Source organism: Streptomyces sp. VNUA24, assembly GCF_029167005.1.
Classification (GTDB): Bacteria; Actinomycetota; Actinomycetes; order Streptomycetales; family Streptomycetaceae; genus Streptomyces; species Streptomyces scabiei.
In genome coordinates, this window is sequence record NZ_CP119143.1 from 2,426,116 (window position 1) to 2,447,739 (window position 21,624).

General features: G+C 71.7%; 15 protein-coding genes. 6 read left to right on the top strand and 9 right to left on the bottom strand.

Features of this window, described 5'->3' with window-relative positions; all coding sequences use genetic code 11:
* Nucleotides 1–18: 18 nt before the first annotated feature.
* From PYR72_RS10110 to PYR72_RS10140, 7 genes are all read right to left on the bottom strand, one after another.
* On the bottom strand, nucleotides 19–1,719 hold the full coding sequence (locus PYR72_RS10110; protein ID WP_275454999.1) for a hypothetical protein: 1,701 nt from the start codon (nucleotides 1,717–1,719) through the stop codon (nucleotides 19–21).
* On the bottom strand, nucleotides 1,716–3,569 hold the full coding sequence (locus PYR72_RS10115; RefSeq protein ID WP_275455000.1) for an NAD(P)/FAD-dependent oxidoreductase: 1,854 nt from the start codon (nucleotides 3,567–3,569) through the stop codon (nucleotides 1,716–1,718). The genes PYR72_RS10110 and PYR72_RS10115 overlap by 4 nt, the downstream gene beginning before the upstream one ends.
* Nucleotides 3,570–3,642: 73 nt before the next feature.
* Entirely contained in the window at nucleotides 3,643–4,482 is an 840-nt protein-coding gene (locus PYR72_RS10120) for an SDR family oxidoreductase (protein ID WP_275455001.1), read from the bottom strand.
* Complete coding sequence (locus PYR72_RS10125) at nucleotides 4,451–5,674, bottom strand: FAD-dependent oxidoreductase (protein ID WP_275455002.1); 1,224 nt, start codon at nucleotides 5,672–5,674, stop codon at nucleotides 4,451–4,453. Before PYR72_RS10125 ends, PYR72_RS10120 begins: the two co-directional genes overlap by 32 nt.
* On the bottom strand, nucleotides 5,671–5,868 hold the full coding sequence (locus tag PYR72_RS10130) for a ferredoxin (protein ID WP_275455003.1): 198 nt from the start codon (nucleotides 5,866–5,868) through the stop codon (nucleotides 5,671–5,673). Before PYR72_RS10130 ends, PYR72_RS10125 begins: the two co-directional genes overlap by 4 nt.
* A gap of 35 nt (nucleotides 5,869–5,903) precedes the next feature.
* Complete coding sequence (locus PYR72_RS10135; RefSeq protein WP_275455004.1) at nucleotides 5,904–7,145, bottom strand: cytochrome P450; 1,242 nt, start codon at nucleotides 7,143–7,145, stop codon at nucleotides 5,904–5,906.
* A 379-nt stretch (nucleotides 7,146–7,524) separates the two neighbouring features.
* Nucleotides 7,525–8,262 (bottom strand): response regulator transcription factor, encoded by a 738-nt coding sequence (locus PYR72_RS10140; protein ID WP_275455005.1) that lies wholly within the window; start codon nucleotides 8,260–8,262, stop codon nucleotides 7,525–7,527.
* Nucleotides 8,263–9,011: 749 nt separating this feature from the next.
* Here PYR72_RS10140 and PYR72_RS10145 point away from each other — a divergent pair.
* Nucleotides 9,012–9,779, top strand: a complete 768-nt coding sequence (locus PYR72_RS10145) for an SDR family NAD(P)-dependent oxidoreductase (protein WP_275455006.1) — start codon at nucleotides 9,012–9,014, stop codon at nucleotides 9,777–9,779.
* Between the two features lie 37 nt (nucleotides 9,780–9,816).
* Here the strand turns inward: PYR72_RS10145 and PYR72_RS10150 are convergent, their stop codons facing one another.
* The gene (locus PYR72_RS10150) at nucleotides 9,817–11,280 is read right to left on the bottom strand and encodes a HAMP domain-containing sensor histidine kinase (protein ID WP_275455007.1); all 1,464 of its coding nucleotides are present in this window, start codon (nucleotides 11,278–11,280) and stop codon (nucleotides 9,817–9,819) included.
* Entirely contained in the window at nucleotides 11,277–11,966 is a 690-nt protein-coding gene (locus PYR72_RS10155; protein WP_012999036.1) for a response regulator transcription factor, read from the bottom strand. Before PYR72_RS10155 ends, PYR72_RS10150 begins: the two co-directional genes overlap by 4 nt.
* Before the next feature lie 147 nt (nucleotides 11,967–12,113).
* Between PYR72_RS10155 and PYR72_RS10160 the strand changes: the two genes are divergently transcribed.
* From PYR72_RS10160 to PYR72_RS10180, 5 genes are all read left to right on the top strand, one after another.
* Complete coding sequence (locus PYR72_RS10160) at nucleotides 12,114–13,457, top strand: ferric reductase-like transmembrane domain-containing protein (protein WP_275455008.1); 1,344 nt, start codon at nucleotides 12,114–12,116, stop codon at nucleotides 13,455–13,457.
* A 16-nt stretch (nucleotides 13,458–13,473) separates the two neighbouring features.
* Complete coding sequence (locus PYR72_RS10165; protein ID WP_275455009.1) at nucleotides 13,474–14,205, top strand: FMN-binding protein; 732 nt, start codon at nucleotides 13,474–13,476, stop codon at nucleotides 14,203–14,205.
* 4 nt (nucleotides 14,206–14,209) lie between these two features.
* Nucleotides 14,210–14,926, top strand: coding sequence for an FAD:protein FMN transferase (locus PYR72_RS10170; protein WP_275455010.1), 717 nt, complete (start codon nucleotides 14,210–14,212; stop codon nucleotides 14,924–14,926).
* 184 nt (nucleotides 14,927–15,110) lie between these two features.
* Nucleotides 15,111–16,070 (top strand): GNAT family N-acetyltransferase, encoded by a 960-nt coding sequence (locus PYR72_RS10175; protein ID WP_275455011.1) that lies wholly within the window; start codon nucleotides 15,111–15,113, stop codon nucleotides 16,068–16,070.
* A 306-nt stretch (nucleotides 16,071–16,376) separates the two neighbouring features.
* Entirely contained in the window at nucleotides 16,377–21,569 is a 5,193-nt protein-coding gene (locus tag PYR72_RS10180; RefSeq protein WP_275455012.1) for a family 43 glycosylhydrolase, read from the top strand.
* Nucleotides 21,570–21,624: the final 55 nt, after the last annotated feature.

A 21,624-nucleotide genomic window follows, 5' to 3' on the forward strand; every position in this document is an offset into this window, starting at 1 on the left:
TGCCTAACTCAAGTAAATTCATCCCTCCGTGCGGCCCTCCGCCCTCCGGGTCAGCCGCAGCACCGTTCCCTCGCCGTCGGCGGAGAGCAGGAGGGTTCCGTCCGGCGCCGCCGCGAGGCCCGCGAAGCGGCGGGCCAGACCGGGCATGACGTCCGCGAACAGAGCGGGTTCCGTGAGGGGGACGACCCCCGGGGGCGGCCCGACGGGCAGGTCCTCCGCCTCGATCCGCGACGCCCCCGTGACGAGGGAGACCGACCGCAGTCTGCGGGTTCCGGCCTCCACCACGAAGAGTTCCGTGTCCAGGACCGCCAGCCCCTGCGGTGAGCCGAGCCCGTCCGCGACGACGGCCGTGGCCCCGTCCGACCCGATCCGGAGCACCGTGCCGAGCCGCTCCTCGCCGACGTAGAGCCGGCCCTCCTCGTCGAACACCACGTCCGTGGGCCGGTCGAGACCGTCGGCGAGCACGGTCACGGAGCCGGGGCCGCCCCCGTCCTCGTCCCCGAGGGCGACGACCCGGCCCGCGCCGGTCTCCGCGACCACGAGCGCGCCGTCGGGCCCGACCGCGATGCCGAGGGGGCGGTCCAGCCCCCGCGCCCGTTCGCGGACCGCGCCGCTCACGGTGTCGTAGGTGCGCACCGTGCCGAACTGCGAGGTGTGGTGCAGCAGGTGGCCCTCGGCGGTGATGCCGTGGGCGAAGGGCAGCAGGAGACGGGTCCGCACACCGTCGGACCCCGGCCGCGGGGCCGCGCCGGGCGGCTCGCCCTCGTCGACGGCCGCCGGGCTCGCGAGGCGGTAGTGGTCGGCGGCGTGGACCGTGCCGCCGAGGTCGACGGTCACCCCGTAGGGGCCGCCGAAGCCGCGGCGGACGATCTCACGGGTGCGTCCGTCGGGGTGCAGCTCGGTGATGCCGCCGGCGGCGTAGCTGGAGACGAACATGCGGTTCTCGTCGTCGAAGGCCGCGTTGTCCAGGCCCGTCAGACCGCTGGGCGCAAGTGTGCGGGTCCCGCTGCCGTGCAGGTCGATCCGGGTGACGATGCCCTCGACGCCCCGGGACAGGACGTGCAGGACACCCCCTCGGTCGAAGCGGACCGCCACCGGTTCGTGCACGTCCTCGGCCACCACCTCGGGCGTACCGCCGTCCGGCGGGATGCGCCAGACCTGGGCGGTGATCATGTGCGGGTAGTAGATGTGGCCGTCGGGGCCGAGCTGCATCGCGTTGCCGAGCGCCAGGCCCTCCGTGAGCACCACCGGGTCGCCGCCGTCCGGGAACAGCTCCAGCAGACGGCCGCCCGGTCTCATCTCGTTGACGAACAGGCGGTTCCCTATGCACATGATGCCGTTCGGGTTCGTCACCTCGTCGCTGACGAGGGTGTACTCCCCCGCCGGCGTCCGGCGCCACACCCTGCCCGGCACCAGGTCGGCCACGTACATCGAGCCGTCCGCGCCGAAGGCGAGATCGTCCGGCGACTGCACCGGACCGTCCATGGGCACGACGACCTCGACGTCCCCGGTGGCCGGGTCGACGGCGCTGATCTGCCCGGCGAGGAACTGCGCCACGTACAGCCGCCCGTCCGGACCGAACGCGACGCCGTTGGAACCCCACAGCGGACTGGGCGGGTTGAGCCGCCGTGCCCGCCAACGGGCGCTGGTGGTACGGAGTTCGCCGCTCTCGTCGTACCGGCTGCCCCGCGGCCCCGGGGCCGCTCCGGAGCCGGTCACGCGCTCTGCCGCCCCACGTGCTCGGCACCGACGAGCACGTCGTCCATGCCGCCGTCGGCCCGCCAGCGCCGGAGCAGTTCGTGGAAGGCGACCGGGCCGTCGCCGTACGCCTCGCTGCGCCGGCGGGGCCGGCCCTCGTTGTTGTAGTAGCCGGGTGTGCACTCCGCCTGGAACCGGTACAGGTCGGCGGCCTTCTCCCGGACGGTGGCGACCCAGGCGGCCTCGGCCTCCGCGGTCGGCTCGACGTACCGGGCGCCGCGCCTGCGGGCCTCGGCGACGACCTCACCGACGTGGATCGCCTGCTGGTCGAGGATGTGGACGTAGTTGACCGCGCTGGCGTTCTGCAGGGGGCCCAGCTGGAAGAGGTTGGGGAAGCCGTGGCTGTAGAAGCCGTGGAGCGTCCTCGGGCCGGCCGTCCGCCAGGTCTCCAGCAGAGCGGCGCCGCCGCGGCCGTACGCCGGGAGCAGGCCGGACAGCAGACCCGAGACGCCGACCTCGAAGCCGGTGGCGAAGATGACGCAGTCCACCTCATAGGCGACCCCGCCGACGACCACGGCCTTCTCGGTGATCCGCTCGACGCCGTGGGTGTCGGCCGTGTCGACGAGGGTGACGTTGGGCCGGTTGAAGGTCTGCAGGTACTGGTCGCTGAAGGTGGGCCGCTTGCACATGTAGCGGTACCACGGCTTCAGCTTCTCGGCGGTCTCCGGGTCCTCGACGATCGCCGCGACCCGGTCGCGCAGTTCGTTCATCTTCAGGAAGTCGGCGATCTCGTAGGCCCGTTCGCGCTCCTGGACGGGTACGTCCGCGTACGCGTCGGTCGGGATGAGCTTCTCCTGGAGGCGGGCGCTGCTGGTCCAGGCGTCGTTCACCAGGTCCGTGCCGGTCCGGACGCCGGTGACGGTCCGCAGGAAGTTGTCCATGCGCCGCGCCTGCCAGCCGGGGGTGAGCGTCTTCGCCCACTCCGGGTCGGTGGGGCCGTTGCCGCGTACGTCGACCGTCGAGGGGGTGCGCTGGAAGACGTACACGTGGGCGGCGTCGGCCCCGAGATGGGGGACGACCTGGATGCCGGTGGCACCGGTGCCGATGACGGCCACCCGCTTGTCGGCGAGCCCGGTCAGACCGCCGTCGGCGTCTCCTCCGGTGTAGTCGTAGTCCCAGCGGCTGGTGTGGAAGGTGTGCCCCTCGAAGGTGTCGATGCCGGGGATGCCGGGCAGCTTCGGCCGGCTGAGCGTGCCGCTGGAGACGACGACGTAGCGGGCCCGGATGCGGTCGCCCCGGTCGGTGGCGACGATCCACTCCAACTCGGTGTCGTCCCACCGCAGTTCGGTGGCGACCGTCTGGAAGCAGGCGTCGCGGTAGAGGTCGAAGTGGCGGCCGATGGCGCGGGTGTGCTGCCGGATCTCCTCGCCCGGCGCGTACTTCCAGCGGGGGACGTAGCCCAGCTCTTCGAGCAGCGGGAGATAGATGTACGACTCGATGTCGCAGTGGATGCCGGGGTAGCGGTTCCAGTACCAGGTCCCGCCGAAGTCGCCGCCCTTCTCGATCACCCGGACCGAGTCGACGCCGGCCTGCCGCAGCCGGGCCCCGGCGAGCAGCCCGCCGAAGCCGCCGCCGACGACGACCGCCTCGACCCGGTCGTGCAGCGGCTCACGGGTGAACTCCTCGTCGGCGTAGGGGTCGTCGTCGTAGGAGCCGAACTCACCGGCGATCCGCTGGTACTGCGCGCCGCCGTCGGGCCGGATCCGGCGCTCGCGTTCGGCCCGGTAGCGGGCGCGGAGGGCTTCGGGGTCGAAGCCCAGCTCGCGCGGGTCGAGGGAGGCGGCGCCGGGCGGGGTGTGGGGGGTGGACATCGGTGTCCTCTCTGCGGTCCTGGTACGTCGGGTGGGGGGGGAGCGGGTGAAGCGGGGTGCGCTGAGCGGGGGTTCAGTGCGGTCGGTGGTGCCGTAGCCAGGCGGCCTGCCCGCCGTCGACGAGCAGGTCCGTACCGTTGATGTAACGCGCTTCGGGGCCGACGAGGAATGCCACGGCGTCGGCGATCTCCGCCGGGGTGCCGCTGCGGCCCGCCCCGCTCGCCTCCAGCATCGCCCGCATGCGCGCGCCGCTCGGGCCCTCGGCCTCCGCCTTCGCCATGGCGGTGGCGACGACGCCCGGGCTGACGCTGTTGACGCGGGCGCCGCGCCGGCTCCAGGCGAGCGCGGCGGCCTCGGCACGCAGCTGGTTGCCCCGCTTGGACACGATGTACGCCCGGGTCGTGCTGTCCCCGACGGCCAGGGCGGCGCTGGTCGTCAGCAGGTCCCGCGCGGGTGCCGTGGCCAGAGCGGTCTCCTCCTCCCGGGTGAGGGAGGCGACATGACCGGCCATGCTGGCGACGCAGACCAGGGCCGTCCCCGGTGTGGCCACGGCCTCGAAGGCGTCGACGACGTGGGCGGTGCCCAGCAGATCGACCTCCAGGATCCTCCTCGCCGGGGCCTGGACGGCGGAGAGGCCCGCGGTGTGCACGACGGCGGCCACCCGGCCGGCGCCGGCCGCCTCCCGCGCGAGCCGGTCGACGGCGTCGCGGTCGGACACGTCGGTCACGACGCCCCGTGCCGCGTAGCCCTCGTCGCGCAGTTCCTGGACCGCGAGGTCGAGCCGGCCGGGCGAGGCGTCCGCGAGGAACAGCGTCCGTCCGCTGCCGATCCGGCGCGCGACCGCCGTGCCCATGCCGCCGGCACCGGTGACGACGACCACCTCACGCGAGCGGTCGGGCGGCTGTTGCGCCATGGTCCACCTCCCGGAGTACCGCCGGTCCCTCCGGCGGGAACGTCTCGCGTCGTCCGGCGCCGGACGCGACGACCTGCCGCCACCGCCGGACGGTCTTCGGCGGCATCCCGGCGGCGAGTACGCCGGTGACCCGCCCGCCGGCCCGGTAGAGGGCCACGAACCGCCGTCCGGCCAGGTCGCCCTCGACGACCGAGACCTCGTCGTGGCCGCGCAGCACGCCGTATGCCTGGATTCTCAGGTCGTACTGGTCGGACCAGAAGTACGGCACCGGCGCGAACGGCCGGCGCTCCTCGGGCGCGAGGAGGTTGCGGGCGACCGCCATGCCCTGCTCGGCGGCGTTCGTACGGTGCTCGACGCGCATCGACGTGCCGAACAGCGGGTGGTGCCAGCGGGCCACGTCACCGGCCGCGTACACCCGGGGGGCGGCCTCGCAGTACCGGTCGCAGAGCACGCCGTCGCCGACGGGCAGGCCGCTGCCCGCCAGCCACTCGGTGTTGGGCAGCGAGCCGATCGCGACCAGCACCTCGTCGGCCTCGACCGTCGTGCCGTCGGCGAGCCGCACCCCGTCCTCGGTCACCTCGGTGACAGGGACGCCGGTGCGCAGGTCCACGCCGTGTTCGAGGTGGGCCCGGGACAGCACCGCGCCGACCTCCGCGCCCACCGCGTGCGCGAGCGGCACGGGCGCGGGTTCGAGGAGGGTGACCTCCACACCGAGCCGCCGGGCGACGGCGGCGGCCTCGGAGCCGAGGAACCCGGCGCCGACCACGACCAGCCGCGTCCCCGGTGTCAGCCGCTCCCGCAGGGTCAGCGCGTCGTCCAGGGTGCGCAGCACGTGCGCGCCCTCACCGGGCAGCCGCCGCGGCCGCACGCCGGTGGCGATCACCAGCGCGTCGTACGGCAGCGCGTCACCGTCGGCGAGCCGCACCCGGCGTCGGTCCAGGTCGAGACCGGTCGCGGCGGTGCCGAGGCGCAGGTCCAGGCCGAGCCCGTCGAGGTGGGCCGGGGTGCGCAGGGCGAGCCGGTCGCTCTCCCAGCGCGCGGCGAGGAGCTGCTTCGACAACGGGGGCCGGTCGTACGGGGCGTGGGGCTCGTCGCCGACGAGGGTGAGCGTGCCGTCGTAGCCCTCTCGGCGCAGTGTCTCGGCGGCCGCCAGTCCGGCGGCCGAGGCGCCGACGACCACGATCCGCCTCACCGGTCGACCAGCCGGATCGCGGCGGCCGGGCAGATCGCGACGGCCTCCCGCACCCCGTCCATGAGGTCGTCGGCGGGATGCTCCTCCAGCAGGAGCGCGACGCCGTCGTCGTCGCGCTGGTCGAACACCTCGGGGGAGGCCATCACGCACTGGCCGGAGGCCACGCACTTGGGTTCGTCGAGTTCCACACGCATGCATCGCTCCTCGGTACTCGCTGCTCGTGGGGGTGTCACCAGGCGACCGGCAGGCACGTCACGCCGTAGGTGGTGCCGGTGTGGTGGAAGGCCAGCCGGTCGACGGGGACGGCCGGGCGGAGGGTGGGGACGCGGCGGTAGAGCGTGCCGTAGACGACCTGGAGTTCGAGGCGTGCGAGGTTCTGCCCGAGGCACTGGTGGGGGCCGTGGCCGAACGCGTTGTGCTGCCGGGCGGGGCGGGCGAGGTCCAGGCGCTCGGCCTCCGGGAAGGCGTCCGGGTCCCAGTTGGCCGTCTGGAGGTCGAAGAGGAGGCCGTCGCCCTTGCGGATGACCTGGCCGTCGATCTCGATGTCGTCCTTGGCGACCCGGCGCAGACCCGAGTGGACGATGGAGAGGTAGCGCAGCAGCTCGTCGACGGCACCCGCGACGACCCGGGGGTCCTCGGTGTCCCGCAGCACGGCCAGCTGGTCCGGGTGCTCGAACAGGGCGAGCGTGCCGAGGCTGATCATCGTGGCGGTGGTCTCGTGCCCGGCGATCAGCATGGCGACGCCCATGCTGACGGCCTCCTGGTGGGTCATCTCCCCGGCCCTCACCTTGGCGCCCATCTCCGACAGGACGTCGTCACCGGGTTGTTCGATTTTCCTGCGGAACAGGGTGTCCAGATAGCCGCCGAGCGCGCGGCTGGACTCCTGGGCCTCCTCGGCGGTGAGGGAGTTGTCGAGGACGCGGTTGCTGTTCTCCTGGAAGAAGTGGTGGTCCTCGTAAGGGACGCCCAGCAGTTCGGCGATGACGAGCGAGGGCACCGGCAGGGCCAGGGCGGTGAGCAGGTCGGCGGGGTTGGGGCCGGCCAGCATCTCGTCGACGAGGTCGTCGACGATCTTCTGCACGGCCGGACGCATCGCCTCGATCCGCTTCACCAGGAAGGGCGCGTTGACCGAGCGGCGCAGCCGGGTGTGCTCCGGCGCGTCCGTGTTGGTGATCAGCTTCGGGGTGTGCGGGGCGATGGCCGCGCGGTGGGCGTTGACGTGGGGGAAGTCGGGCTCGTGGTCGTCGTTGCTGACGCGCGGGTCGGTGAGCAGGGTGCGCTGGTCGGCGTGGCGGGTGATCAGCCACGGGGTGCTGCCGTTCCAGATCCGCACCCTGGAGATCGGGTGCTCGCCGCGCAGCCCGGCCGCCGCCGGGGGCGGTGCGAGGGGGCAGGCCGCCGCCCGGGGCATGGGGTACTCGGGGAGCTGCCCGTCCGTGCCGGACGCGGCGTCGGTCGGTGTGCCGGCCATGGTCTCTCCTCGGTGGTGGGGGCTCCGGTGGGGTGGAGCGCCGGGGGATGCTTCGAGGCCTCGATGAGCACATGCAAACAGAGCGGTCTGACGGCTCCCGGTCAGTTGCCTGACAGGAAGCTGACGTGGCCCGGATCACATCGCGCGCCGGTGCGGGGTGCCGGCCGGTACGCGTACGTGACGTCAACCGGCTTGCGGGAAACACCTGTTGGCATCGGCTCGGGTGACCGGGGTGCGTGCTCCCGGAACACGGAAGGGCGGCGCCGAGGGGTTCGGCGCCGCCCTTGCGGTGAGGGTGGGGGGTGTCGGGTGTTCTGCGACCGTGCGGGCGTGTTTGCTTCCCGGAGGATCCGCGACCGGGTGGCCGCAGGGGCCGGGGTCAGCGCTCCCGGCCGTTCGCGCCGCCGAGCCGGTAGCCGAAGCCCCGGTGGGTGTGGATGAGGGGCGGGCCCGCCCGGTCGATCTTGCGGCGGAGGCGGGAGACCAGCTGCTCGATGGCGTTGTCGCCGTGGAAGTCGCCCCAGACATAGCGGCCGATCTGCTCCTTCGACAGCACCGTGTGGGCGTTCACCAAGAGGTAGCGCAGCAGGCGGTATTCAGCCGGGGTGAGGTTCAACGCCCGGCCGGCGCGCAGGGCCTGACAGGCGGGGTCGTCCAGGACGAGGTCACCGTAGGACAGTTCGCCGTAGGAGGGTTCGCCGTCCCGGCGGACGGGCGTCCGGCCGCGCAGCAGGACCTGCGCGCGGGCCAGCACCTCGGCGACACGGAAGGGTTTGGTGACGTAGTCCTGTTCTCCCGGGCCGACTTCGGGGAGCAGTTCGCCGAGGGCGTCGTGCCGCGCCAGGAACAGCACCGGGGGGCGGTGGACGACGGGGCGGCGCTCCCTGCCGAGGTCCGCCAGGTCCGGGAGCGCCAGGTCGAGCACGACGAGATCGAAGCGCTGGTCGGTGAGCCGGTGCACGGCAGCGGTGCCCGTATGCTCCGCATGGATTCGGTATCCCGCCAACTCCATGGTCGTGCAGAGGAGTTCGGCCACGGGCGGGTCGTCCGCGACGATGAGGACATGCTGGCCCGCGCCCCGGGGGAGCGACGGTGCGCCACCGGCACTGCCGTACATGGTTAAGACCATTCGAATCGGGCTCTCTCGCGGGAAGGGGCGTTGCGGGGCCGGGCGCGCTGTACGTGTGGGGCGGCGGTGCCGTCCGACGGGCGGAGGGCCGTCCGCGTCGGGTGCCGTCCGAGGGCAAAGGGCTGTTCGTGTCGGGGGCCCTCGTCCGCCTCGGGTGCGCATGGAGCCCCGCACCGGCGTCTCGGGACGGTCGGCCGACCGGCGACGGGGCCGGGGCTGCGGGGCCGGGGCTGCGTCGCACCTCGCCGCACGACGCCCTCCGCCCGTATCGGCCGGGGCCGGCCGGCCGGGCGCGGTGCGGGCGACGCGGCCGGACCTCTCCCCCGTCGAGGCACCCGGCGGACGACCTGGGGGGCCGAGCCGGGGACAGCTGGGGGCCATCTGGGAACGACCCGGGAAACGACGTGGCGGACCTCGACGCCGGGCCCGCCCGTCGGGACCGCCCATCCGTCGGGACCCGCACCCGTCCGCCCGCACCCCGAAAGCCGCCGCCCCCGAGTCGTCCTCCCTCGCGCGGGAGGGCGACGGAGGCGGCGACGGCGGCATGCCCGCCACTCTACTCTTCTCGTTGCCTAACTCAAGCAATTCCAGCGAGCTAGGTTGCTTGACTCAAGTAATCCACCTACGCTGGCCCCGCTCGACCGACACAGCGTCCGACAAGGGCGCTGTCCGTACGACGCCGACCGGCGCCGTCCCCGCCCGCCGAGCGGTCCACCCCGACGGAAGAGGATCAGTTCATGAGCAGTCACGGTCTCGACGGCCGCGGTGTCGTCGTCACGGGCGCCGGTTCCGGCATCGGCCGGGCCGCGGCCCTGAAGTTCGCCGCGGCGGGCGCGAAGGTGCTGGTCGCCGACCTCGACGGGGCGGCGGCCGAGGAGACCGTCGAGGCGATCGGGACGGCCGGCGGCACCGCCCTCGCGGTGGTCGGGGACCTCGGCGAGCAGGCGGTAGTCGACTCGGTCGTCCAGCGGGCCGTGGACGCCTTCGGCGGGCTGGACGTCCTGGTGAACAACGCCGGGATCATGGACCGGATGTCGGCCCTCGCGGACGTGACCGACGAGGAGTGGGAGCGGGTCCTGCGGGTCAATCTGACCGCGCCGTTCCTGCTCACCCGGGCCGCCCTGCCGCACATGCTGGAGGCGGGGCGCGGCGCGATCGTCTTCACCGCCTCCGAGGCCGGGCTGCGCGGCAGCGCGGCCGGGGCCGCCTACACCGCGTCGAAGCACGGTGTCGTCGGGCTGGTGAAGAGTCTGTCGGTGATGTACCGCAAGCAGGGCATCCGGGCCAACGCGATAGCCCCCGGACCCACGCTGACCAACATCAAGGTGGACGCCGACCAGCAGGCCCACGGCCCCGCCGTCGTCGGCGGGCTGATCGGCGCCACCATCGGCCGCCTCGGCACCGCCGAGGAGCAGGCCGACGCGATCCTCTTCCTCGCCTCCGACGCGGCCGCCTTCGTCAACGGCGTGATCCTGCCGGTGGACGACGCCTGGGCCGCCGTCTGACACCGCACGGCCGGCCGGGGCGATCGCGCCCCCTCCGCTACGCCTCGCCCTCGCCCTCGCCCTCCCCGCCGTCCGACGGCAGGCGCACCGTGAACATCGTCGTGCCCGGCTCGGCGGTCAGGGTGAGGGTGCCGCCGTGGGCGCGGACCAGGGAGCGGGCGACGGCGAGGCCGAGACCGCTGCCGCCCCGGTCACGGCTGCGGGCCTTGTCGACACGGTAGAAGCGGTCGAAGACGCGCTCCTGGTCGTCGGCCGGGATACCCGGGCCGAGGTCGGTGATCCGCACCTCGGCCGCGCCGGACGCGACGCGCACCTCCAGACGGACCTCCGTGCCGCGCGGGGTGTGCACGGCGGCGTTGGTGAGGAGGTTGTCGAGGACCTGGCGCAGACGCAGGGGGTCCAGGCGCAGGCGTACGGGGTCGGAGCCGGTCGTCACGGTCAGCGGGTGGTCCGGGTGGCCGGCGCGGAAGGCGTCCGCCGCCTGGACCGCCAGCTCCACCAGATCGGCCTCCTCCAGCCGCAGGGGGGTCTCGACGTCGGCGGCGTCGAGACGGGCGAGCATCAGCAGGTCGTCCAGCAGGTACCCCATGCGGGCGGCCTCCGCGCGCAGCCGGGCGAGGTGCTTGTCGCGTTCCTCGGGGCTGTGGGCGGCGGCGTACTGGAAGAGGTCGGCGTAGCCGCGCACCGACATCAGGGGGGTGCGCAGTTCGTGGGAGGCGTCGGCGACGAAGCGGCGCAGGCGCTGTTCGGCCTCGGTGCGCACGGCGAGCGCGTCGTCGATGTGCTCCAGCATCGTGTTGAAGGCGGTGCGCAGCTCCTCGACCTCGAAGCCGCCGTCGCGGTTGTCGTGGCGGACGGGCAGCCGTGCCGAGTCCGTGAGGTCGTGCGAGGTGATGCCGCGGGCGGTGTGCGCCATGTCGCTCAGCGGTTTCAGCCCGCGCCGCAGCATGGCCCGGCCGAACACGACGAGCGCCAGCAGGGCGAGGGCGAAGGTGACCACCTGGACCGTGATCAGCCGGGTCACGGTGTCGTCGATGTCGTCCATCGGCGCGGCGCTGACCAGGACCAGGCCGGGCTCCACCTCGCAGCCCCGCAGCCGGTACTGGCCCGCGCCCTTGAGGTACTCGGTGCGGGTGACCTCCGTGCCCTCGGCGGTCAGCGCCTTGGCCACGAGGGTGAACTCCTCGATGTCCTTGGGCACGTCGGCGGGGTCCTCGGGCGTGCGGAGCACCGGGGTGCCGCCGGAGGTGTCGTACACCGCGTAGTACCACCCCCAGTACTTCTTGCCCTTGAGCGTGCCGTCGTCCGCGATGCTCTTGGACTGGGCGACCTGCGCGATCCTCAGCTGCTCGGTGAGCTGGGCGGAGAGATAGTCGCGCATGTACATGGTCAGTGCGTTGCCGACGACGGCGAACACGACGAGCGCCAGGGCGCCGAGGCCGAGGGCCAGCCGGGTGCCGAGGCGCGTGGAGCGGTAGCTCTGCCGGAGACGGGCGATCACTCCGTGGCCTGCCGCAGGACGTAGCCGAAGCCGCGGACGGTGTGGATGAGGGGCTCGCCGGTGTCGTCCAGCTTGCGGCGCAGCCGGCTGACGACCAGCTCGACGACGTTGGAGCGGCCGCCGAAGCCGTACTCCCAGACGTGGTCGAGGATCTGTGCCTTGGTGAGGACCGTCGGGGACTTGCGCATGAGGTAGCGCAGGACCTCGTACTCGGTGGGGGTGAGGGTCAGGAGCTTGTCGCCGCGCCGGACCTCGCGGGTGTCCTCGTCCATCGACAGGTCCGCGACATGGAGCACGGACCGCTGGAAGGCGGGCCCGGCGCTGCGCCGCAGGACGGTGCGCAGCCGGGCCATCAACTCCTCCACGGCGAAGGGCTTGACCAGGTAGTCGTCGCCGCCCCGGGTGAGACCGGCGACGCGGTCGGCGACACCGTCGCGGGCGGTCAGGAACACCACGGGCACCATCGTGCCGGACTGGCGCAACCGGTCGAGCACGCCGAAGCCGTCCACGCCCGGCAGCATCAGGTCCAGGACCACGATGTCGGGACGGAACGCGGCCGCCTGCCTGAGCGCCTCCTCGCCGGAGTGTGCCGTGACCGCCTCCCAGCCTTCGTAGCGGGCGACGGTCGCCACCAGGTCAGCGATCGGCGGATCGTCGTCCACCACGAGAAGTCGCACTTTTTCCACGTGCTCATAGTGCGGCACCGATCGCCGGACGCCATAGCCGCTCACGATTCGGCAGCCGATCGATAAAAACTTGAAAGTTGTCCGACAGGAAAACGACAGCGCGGACCGGCGAAGCTCGTATCCCCACCTGATCAAGGAGCTGTCACCGTGACCACTCTCCAACCACCCCCCGCGGCGGTCGGCCGCCCGGGAGCACGCCCCAAAGTGGTCGCCCGCACCGGTCTGTACACGGTGCTGGCGGCGAACGTGGCCGTGGTGACCTTCTTCTTCGTGCAGGGGGGCTTCGCCTCGAACGCCCTCATCGTGCTGGGCCGCCTGACCGGTCTGTACGGTGCGCTGCTGATGGCGTTCCAGCTGCTGCTGGTGGCCCGGCTGCCGTGGTTCGACCGACGCATCGGCATGGACCGGCTGACCTCCTGGCACCGCTGGACGGGCTTCTCGGTGCTCTGGCTGCTGGTCGCGCACGGCACCTTCATCAGCTTCGGGTACGCGCAGTCCTCGGACATGGACCCGGTCAGCCAGCTGGTCGACCTCGCCGAGACCGTCGAGGGCGTGCTGCGCGCGATCGTCGCGCTCGGCATCATCATCGTGATCGGTGTCGTCTCGGCCCGCTTCGCCCGCCGCAGGCTGGCCTACGAGACCTGGCACTTCATCCACCTCTACACCTACGTCGCGGTGGTGCTGGCCTTCACGCACCAGGTCGCGGCGGGCACCTCCTTCGCCTCCTCGAAGACGGCGACGGCGTACTGGTACGCGCTGTGGGGCCTGGCCCTGGCCTCCGTGTTCCTGGGCAGACTGGTGCTGCCGCTGTGGCGCAACTGGCGTCACCAGCTGCGGGTCACCGCCGTCGTGCCCGAGGCCGACAACGTCGTGTCGATCTACATGAGCGGTCGTGACCTGGACCGGATGCCCGCCCGGGCCGGCCAGTTCTTCCTGTGGCGGTTCCTGACCCGGGACCGCTGGTGGCAGGCCAACCCCTTCTCGCTGTCGGCCGCGCCCGACGGCAGGCAGCTGCGGCTGACCGCGAAGGCGGCCGGCGCGGGCTCCGCCGCCCTGCGCCAGGTGAAGGTCGGCACCCGTGTCTTCGCCGAGGGCCCGTACGGCGCCTTCACCGCGATGCACCGCACCCGGCCGGAGTCCGTGCTCATCGCCGGCGGCGTCGGTGTCACCCCGATCCGGGCCCTGCTGGAGGAGATCGAGGGCCACGCGGTGGTCATCTACCGGGTGGGCGCGGAGCAGGACGCGGTCCTCTACGACGAGCTGCAGCAGCTCGCCTTCGACAAGGGGGCCGAACTGCACCTGGTCTCCGGCCCCGTCAGCCCCGACCTGCTGGCGGCGGGCGAGCTGCGGCGCATGGTGCCGGACATCACCGACCGGGACGTGTTCCTGTGCGGGCCCCCGCCGATGATGAACGCGGTCCTCGGCAGCCTGCGCGAACTGGACGTCCCCAAGCCGCAGATCCACTTCGAACGCTTCAGCCTGGCCGGCTGAGGGACAGGAACGCACTGTGAAACGAGTCATTCCCGCCCTGGTCCTCAGCGCGGCCGCGCTGGTGCCCGTCTGGCGTTACACCCCCTCGACCGGGACGACCACCACGGTGACCGCCGAGCCGGCGCCGTCCGCCTCCGCCGCGGCGGGCTCGACCGTGGTCAAGGGCCCGACCGTCGAGACCGAGAAGGGTCCCGTGCAGGTCCAGGCGACCTTCCGGGGCGAGAAGATCACGGCCGTGAGCATGCTCCAGCAGCCGGACCACCCGCAGACGGAAGCGGCGGTGCCGGTACTGATCGAGGAGACGCTCACGGCGCAGAGCGCCGACATCGACACCGTCTCCGGCGCCACCATCACCAGCGACGCCTACCGGAAGTCCCTCCAGGCGGCGATCGACGAGAACGAGAAGTCCGCGTCCTCGACCGACTCGGCGTCCTCGACGGACTCCGGCGCCGAGGAGTCGGGGTCCTCCGAGGCATCGCAGGAGAGCACGAGCCGGACCGTCGCCGGACCGACCGTCGGCACGTCCAAGGGTGACGTCCAGGTCCAGGTGACCTTCGAGGGTGACGCGATCGCCTCGGTGAAGATGCTGAAGCAGCCGAACCACCCGCAGACCGAGGCGGCCGTCCCGGTGCTGATCAAGGAGACGCTGGCGGCGCAGAGCGCCGACATCGACACCGTCTCCGGCGCCACCATCACCAGCGACGGCTACCGGGAGTCCCTGCAGGCCGCCCTCGACACGAAGGTCTGATCCGGTGCGCCGCGTCGAACACATCATGGGGTTCCCGATCTCGCTGCTCGTCGAGGACGGCGAGCCCGGGAGCGTGGAGCCGGCGTTCGCCTGGCTGCGAGAGGTCGACGCGCGGTTCAGCCCGTTCCGGGAGGACAGCGAGGTCTCGCGGCTGGACCGGGGCGAACTGGCGCCGGAGGAGGTCAGCCCGGACCTGGCCGAGGTGCTGGCGCTCTGCGAGGAGTACCGGGTCGCCACGGGCGGCGCGTTCGACGTACGGCTGCCGGGACGCGGGCTCGACCCCTGCGCCATGGTGAAGGGGTGGGCCGTGCAGCGGGCGGCGGAGCTGCTGACGGAGCTGGGCGCGCGGCGGCTGTGCCTCAACGCGGGCGGTGACGTGGCGGCGACCGGTGGTCCGTGGCGGGTGGGCGTACGGCATCCCGAGCGGGCCGACCGTCTCTGCACGGTCCTGTCCCTCACGGACGGGGCGGTCGCCACCTCCGCCCGCTACGAGCGCGGGGACCACATCCTCGACGGCCGTACCGGCCGCCCCGCGACGGGCCTGCTGAGCCTCACGGTCGTGGCCCCGTCCCTCACCGAGGCCGACGCGACCGCGACGGCGGCCTTCGCGATGGGCGCGGAGGGCATCGAATGGGCCGCGTCCCGGGAGGGCTGCGAGGTGTTCGCGGTCGACGCGGAGCGGCGGGTCTTCCGGACGCCGGGGTTGCCGGTGGCGGCGTGAGCTGTCGGCTGCGGCCCGGTGGGGCTTCTCCCGCAGGGCCGTTGGCTTTCAGGCCCGCAGGGGCCTGATCTTTAGGGGCGCGGGGAACTGCGCGAGAAGCCCCACGCACCCGCACCCGACAACGCACCCCACCGCGACCGAAATCCCGTTGCGGCCCCGGCCCCCGCCCCCCGACAGTGGCCCCATGACGACGACACACCCCACCCCCCTGCCGCCCGGCCTGACCGTGCGCCCGGCGACGCTCGACGACGCGGAGGCGGTGTGCGCGCTGCTCAACGAGATCGACGTGCTGGAGATCGGGCGCGCCGAGACCGAACTGGGCGAGGTACGGGCCGACCTGAAGCATCCCGAGGCGGATCTGGCGCGTGACTCCTGGCTGTTGTTCGACGGCGACCGCCTGGTGGCGTACGGCCTGCAGTGGGACGAGTCCGGCGGTGAACGCATCGACATGGACCACTACACGCTGCCGGACCACCCCCTCGGCGCCCTGCACCTGTTCGATCTGATGGAGGCCCGCGCGGTGGAGCGCGCGGCGGCCAACGGAGCGAGCCGGGCCGTCGTGCACATGCACCTCAACATCGCGCCCACGATGGACCTGGACGCCCTGCGCGGGCGCGGCTGGCGCGCGGTCCGCCGCTACCACGTGATGGCCCGCCCCCTGTCCCCCGGCGAGCCGCCGGCGACTCCCCCGCCCGGCGTCACTCTGCGCGACTGCGTGTCCGAGCCGGACCGCAGGACGGCCCACGCCCTGCTCCAGGCGGCGTTCGCCGACCACTTCGACTTCCAGCCGCGTACGTACGAGCAGTGGCTGGACGACATCGACGCCGAGCACGTCGACTGGTCGCTGGTCTGGATCGCGCATGTCGACGGCCTCGGTGACACGGCGGCCCTGCGGAGCCGCAACGACCGGTCCGCGATGGCCTGGATCTCCAGCATCGGTGTCCTGCGCGAGGCCCGGGGCCGGGGCCTGGGCAGTCTGCTCCTCGGCCACGCCTTCGGTCACTTCGCCGCGCTGGGCCGCGACCGCATCGGCCTGGGCGTCGACACCGACAACAGCACCGGTGCCCTCGCCCTCTACGAACGGCACGGCATGAAGCTGGACTTCGCCGTCGACACCTGGGAACTGATACGCCCCGTCCAGTAGACGAGGTCCACGACCCCGTCCAGTAGACGAGGTCCGCGAAAAGCGGACGCGGTCCATGAAGCCCCCGTTCTCCCGGGATGTCCCCCGGGGAACGGGGGTTCTGTGTTCGGCATGTCGGACATTGTTCGAAACCTCTTGACGCCTCAGCACACGCCGATTGACACTCTCGCAACACGACGTCACATGGTCGAAACAGCGGGATGCCCGGGGCGAGGGTTCCCGCCTCTTCCCGACCCCTCCCCTCTTGCGTTCACCTTGCCTTCGCCACCCCTTCATCAGCCGTGCTCTCAGCAGGGATAACTCGATATGACGTACATCGAACGTCTGCGCGGCCGCGCGAGACGCTGGGCGGGTCCGCTCGCCGGACTGACCGCCGCGTCACTCGTCCTGGGACTGGCCGGGCCGGCCGCCCCGGCCGCCGCGGACGCCGCCGGCCTCACCGACGGGCTGGCCCTCTGGTACAAGCTCGACGCCACCTCCGGCAGCAAGGCCGTCGACGCCTCCGGCCACGGCCGCGACGGCACGGTGAACGGCGCCGCCGGCTGGACGGGCGACGGCCAGGGGCTCTCCTTCAACGGGTCGGACACCTACATCAAGGTGCCGAACGACGTCATGAAGGGCATGAACTCCATCAGCGTCTCCATGGACGTGCTGATGGACGAGTCGCAGACCGGTCCGTACTTCATCTACGGCTTCGGCAACACCACCAGCGGCGCGGGCAACGGCTACCTCTTCGCCACCGGCAACTCGCTGCGCACGGCGATCGCTTCGGGCAACTGGTCGACCGAGCAGAACACCCGGCCCTCCGACGGGCACAACCTGAGCCGCTCGGTGTGGAAGCAGCTCACCTATACCCAGACCGGCACCACGGGCGTCCTGTACGAGGACGGCGCCGAGGTCGGCCGCAACACGTCGGTCACCATCACCCCGGGGTCCATCGGTGCGGGCACGACGACCGCCAACTACATAGGCAAGTCGGTCTACACCGGCGACAAGCTCTTCAAGGGCAAGATCCGTGACTTCCGGGTCTACGACCGCGCGCTCGCCGGCTCCGAGGTCGAGCAGCTCGCGCTCCCCATCGCCGAGGAGGGCCTCGCCGCCGACAAGGCCGCCCTCACCCTGGGCGACACCAGTGCGGTGACCGCCGACCTGACCCTGCCGAAGACCGGTACGGCCGGGGGCTCCACGATCACCTGGAAGAGCGACAACACCGGCGTGGTCTCGAACTCCGGCGCGGTGACCCGCCCCGCCGCCGGTGAGCCGAACGGCCACGCCACGCTGACGGCGACCCTGAAGAAGGGTCCCGCGACCGCGACCAAGTCCTTCGAGGTCACGGTACTGCCGACGTTCGACGACACCACCGCCGTCAAGCAGGCCGCCGAGGCCCTGACGGTGCGCAACCTCGACGACGTCCGCGGCAACCTCACGCTCCCGGGCGACGGCGACTTCGGCACGAAGGTCTCCTGGTCCTCCGCGAACCCGGACGTCGTCTCGGCGGACGGCGTGGTGAAGCGTCCCGCGCACGGCGGCGGCGACACGACCGCGGCACTGACCGCGACGGTCACCAAGGGCGACGCGAAGACCACCCGCACCTTCACCGCGAAGGTGCCGGAACTGCCCGCGAAGGAAGCCCTCAAGGGCTACATGTTCAGCTACTTCACCGGCGAGGGCACCTCGGACGGCGAGCAGCTGTACGCGGCGCTCAGCAAGGGCAACGACCCGCTGAAGTGGCGGGAGCTGAACGACGGCAAGCCGGTCCTCACCTCCACGCTCGGCGAGAAGGGCCTGCGCGACCCGTTCATCATCCGCTCCCCCGAGGGCGACAAGTTCTACCAGATCGCCACCGACCTGAAGATCTACGGCAACGGCGACTGGGACGCCTCGCAGCGCACCGGCAGCAAGTCCATCATGGTCTGGGAGTCCACCGACCTGGTGCACTGGACGAACCAGCGCCTGGTGAAGGTCTCCCCCGACTCGGCCGGCAACACCTGGGCCCCCGAGGCGTACTACGACGACCAGCGCGGCGAGTACGTGGTGTTCTGGGCGTCGAAGCTGTACGACAACGAGGCCCACTCCGGCGACACGTACAACCGCATGATGTACGCGACGACCCGTGACTTCTACACGTTCAGCGAGCCCAAGGTCTGGGTCGACCGCGGCTACTCCGTCATCGACTCCACGGTCATCCAGCACGACGGCGAGTACTACCGCCTCTCCAAGGACGAGCGGAACAACAGCTCCTCCACCCCCAACAGCAAGTTCATCTTCGAGGAGAAGAGCGACACGCTCCGCAGCCTCTCCTGGACCGCCGTCGCCGAGGGCATCGGCAAGGGCACGATGAGCGCCGCCGAGGGACCGCTGGTGTTCAAGTCGAACACCGAGGACAAGTGGTACGCGTTCCTCGACGAGTTCGGCGGCCGCGGCTACATCCCCTTCGAGACGAAGGACCTGGACTCCGGCGTCTGGACCCCGTCCACGGGCTACGACCTGCCGTCCAAGCCCCGGCACGGCACCGTGCTCCCGGTCACGCAGTCCGAGTACGACCGGCTGCTGAAGACCTACCAGCCCGACGGGATCGTCACGAGCGTCGAGGACGTGAAGGTCAGGACCCGCATCGGTGACGCCCCGGTCCTGCCGGCCACCGTCATCGCCGAGTTCGCCGACGGCGCGAAGCGGCCCGTCGCCGTCACCTGGGCGGACGTGGACCCCTCGAAGTACGCGCAGGCCGGCACCTTCACGGTGAAGGGCGACCTGCCCGGCGACTCGGCCATCGAGGTCCGCGCCGAGGTCACGGTCTCCACCGAGGGCCCGGACGTCCCGGCCGACCTGCTCGTGCACTACGGCTTCGACGAGAAGGGCGGCAGCATCGCCCGTGACTCCAGCGGCCACGGCTACCACGGCACCTATGTCCGCACGCCCGACTTCGCGACCGGTGTCGACGGCGGATCGTTCAAGATGTCCGGCGGCAACAGCGGTTCCAGCTCCCCCTATGTCAAGATCCCGAACGGCGTGCTGAAGGGCGCCGACAGCGTCACCGTCTCCACGTACGCGAAGTGGAAGGGCGGCGACAACTGGCAGTGGCTGTTCGGCCTCGGCCCGGACAGCAACAAGTACCTGTTCGCCAGCCCGTCGAACGGTTCCTCCGCTCTCTACTCGGCGATCACCGCGGCCAGTTGGGGCGCGGAGAAGAAGCTGTCGGGAGCGCGGCTCACCGCCGACAAGTGGCAGCACGTCACCGTCACCGTCGACGGCGGCGCCAAGACGGCGGTCCTGTACGTGGACGGCACCGAGGTGTCCCGCGCCACCGACGTCACCGTCAAGCCGTCCGACCTGTACGACGCGAACAAGGACTACAGCGGCTACATCGGCCGGTCCATGTACTCCCCCGACCCCTACTTCGGCGGTGAGGTCGACGACTTCCGGATCTACGACCGGGCCCTGACGCCCGCCGAGGTCCTGGAGATCAGCGGCAACACCACGGGCATCGCCAAGGTGACCCACCCGGCGCAGAAGACGGACGCCGTCATCGACGACGCCGGCAGCCGCGTCACGCTGCCGATGAAGCCGGGCACCGATCTGACCAAGCTGGCCCCGGAGTTCACCCTCGCCCACGGAGCGAAGATCAGCCCCGCCTCCGGCACCGCGCAGAACTTCACCAAGCCGGTGAAGTACGAGGTCACCGGATCCGACGGCAAGAAGCGCACCTGGACGGTGTCGGCACGCGAGCTCAAGAGCCCGGTGCTGCCCGGCCTCAACGCGGACCCGAACATCGTCCGCTTCGGCGACACCTTCTACATCTACCCGACCACCGACGGCTTCGAGGGCTGGAGCGGTACGCAGTTCAAGGCGTACTCCTCCAAGGACCTGGTCAACTGGAAGGACCACGGCGTCATCCTGGACCTCGGCCCGGACGTCTCCTGGGCGGACAGCAGGGCCTGGGCCCCCGCGATGGAGGAGCGCGACGGCAAGTACTACTTCTACTTCTGCGCCGACGCGAACATCGGTGTCGCGGTCTCCGACTCGCCCACCGGCCCGTTCAAGGACGCGCTCGGCAAGCCGCTGCTGAAGGCCGGAACCCTCCCGGGTCAGATGATCGACCCGGCGGTCTTCACCGACGACGACGGCACGTCGTACCTCTACTGGGGCAACGGCCACGCCTACGTGGTCCCGCTGAACGACGACATGGTGTCGTTCGACTCCGCCAAGATCTCGGACATCACCCCCAGCGGCTACAACGAGGGCACGTTCGTCATCAAGCGCAAGGGCACCTACTACTTCATGTGGTCGGAGAACGACACACGTGACGAGAACTACCGGGTCGCCTACGCCACCGGCTCCTCGCCCACCGGTCCCTGGACCAAGCGGGGCGTCATCCTGGAGAAGGACCTCTCGCTCGGCATCAAGGGCCCCGGCCACCACTCCGTGGTCCACGTCCCCGGCACCGACGACTGGTACATCGCCTACCACCGCTTCGCCATCCCGGGCGGAGACGGCACCCACCGCGAAACCACCATCGACAAGCTGGAGTTCGACGCCGACGGCCTGCTGAAGAACGTCGTCCCCACCCTGGAGAGCATCGACCCGGTCGCCATCGCCCGGGCCGGCGCGGACGTCTCCGGGAAGGAAGGCGCCAAGATCCAGCTGAACGGCACGGTCTCCGGCGCGGGCACCCCCAAGTGGACGGCCGAGAAGGGCGCGCCCTGCGTCTTCGCCGACGCCGGATCCGCGAGGACCACGATCACCTGTGCCGACAACGGCACCTACGAGGTCACCCTGACCGGCGGCCGCAGCTCGGACACGGCCACCGTCACCGTCACCAACGCCGCCCCGGAGATCACCTCGGTGAGCAGCGGGAAGACCGTGGAGACGGGCAAGGTCACCCGGGTCCGGGTCAAGTTCACCGACGCGGGCACCCGTGACGAGCACACCTGCCGGATCGACTGGAAGGACGGTTCCGCGCCGGCGGCCGGCAAGGTCACGGCCGGCAGCTGCAAGGCCGAGCACACCTACCGCAAGGCCGGCCTCTACGCCCCGGTGATCACCGTCACCGACGACGACGGCGCCTCGGTGAGCCACACCGTCGCCGAGCTGGTCGTCTACGACCGCAAGGCCGGCGGCGCGACCGGTGACGGCAGCTTCACCTCCCCCGCCGGGGCCTACCCGGCAGGCCCGAAGCTGACCGGCAAGGCGGACTTCTCCTTCACCGCCGCGTACGGCAAGAGCGGCACCAAGCCGTCCGGCAAGGTCGCGTTCGACTTCGCCGGTGCCAAGCTGAAGTTCCGCTCCACCAGCACCGAGTGGCTCGTGGTCACCGGCTCCGAGGCGGTCCTCCAGGGCTACGGCACGGTCAACGGCAAGGGCGGTTACCTCTTCCGCGTCACGGCCACCGACGGTCCGGACACCTTCCAGATCAAGATCTGGAAGAAGTCCGACGGCAAGGTGGTCTACGACAACCGGACGGCCTCGACGACGAAGGGCGTCACCATCGGCCGCAAGTAGCACCAGCGCACCACCTCAGCATCACCGAGCCGCGTCCGGATCCTTCCGGGCGCGG

Coding starts and splice junctions, on each gene's coding strand:
- PYR72_RS10115 (WP_275455000.1), bottom strand. CDS start 3,569: ATGTCCACCCCCCACACCCCGCCCGGCGCCGCCTCCCTCGACCCGCGC.
- PYR72_RS10120 (WP_275455001.1), bottom strand. CDS start 4,482: ATGGCGCAACAGCCGCCCGACCGCTCGCGTGAGGTGGTCGTCGTCACC.
- PYR72_RS10130 (WP_275455003.1), bottom strand. CDS start 5,868: ATGCGTGTGGAACTCGACGAACCCAAGTGCGTGGCCTCCGGCCAGTGC.
- PYR72_RS10135 (WP_275455004.1), bottom strand. CDS start 7,145: ATGGCCGGCACACCGACCGACGCCGCGTCCGGCACGGACGGGCAGCTC.
- PYR72_RS10140 (WP_275455005.1), bottom strand. CDS start 8,262: ATGTACGGCAGTGCCGGTGGCGCACCGTCGCTCCCCCGGGGCGCGGGC.
- PYR72_RS10145 (WP_275455006.1), top strand. CDS start 9,012: ATGAGCAGTCACGGTCTCGACGGCCGCGGTGTCGTCGTCACGGGCGCC.
- PYR72_RS10175 (WP_275455011.1), top strand. CDS start 15,111: ATGACGACGACACACCCCACCCCCCTGCCGCCCGGCCTGACCGTGCGC.
- PYR72_RS10180 (WP_275455012.1), top strand. CDS start 16,377: ATGACGTACATCGAACGTCTGCGCGGCCGCGCGAGACGCTGGGCGGGT.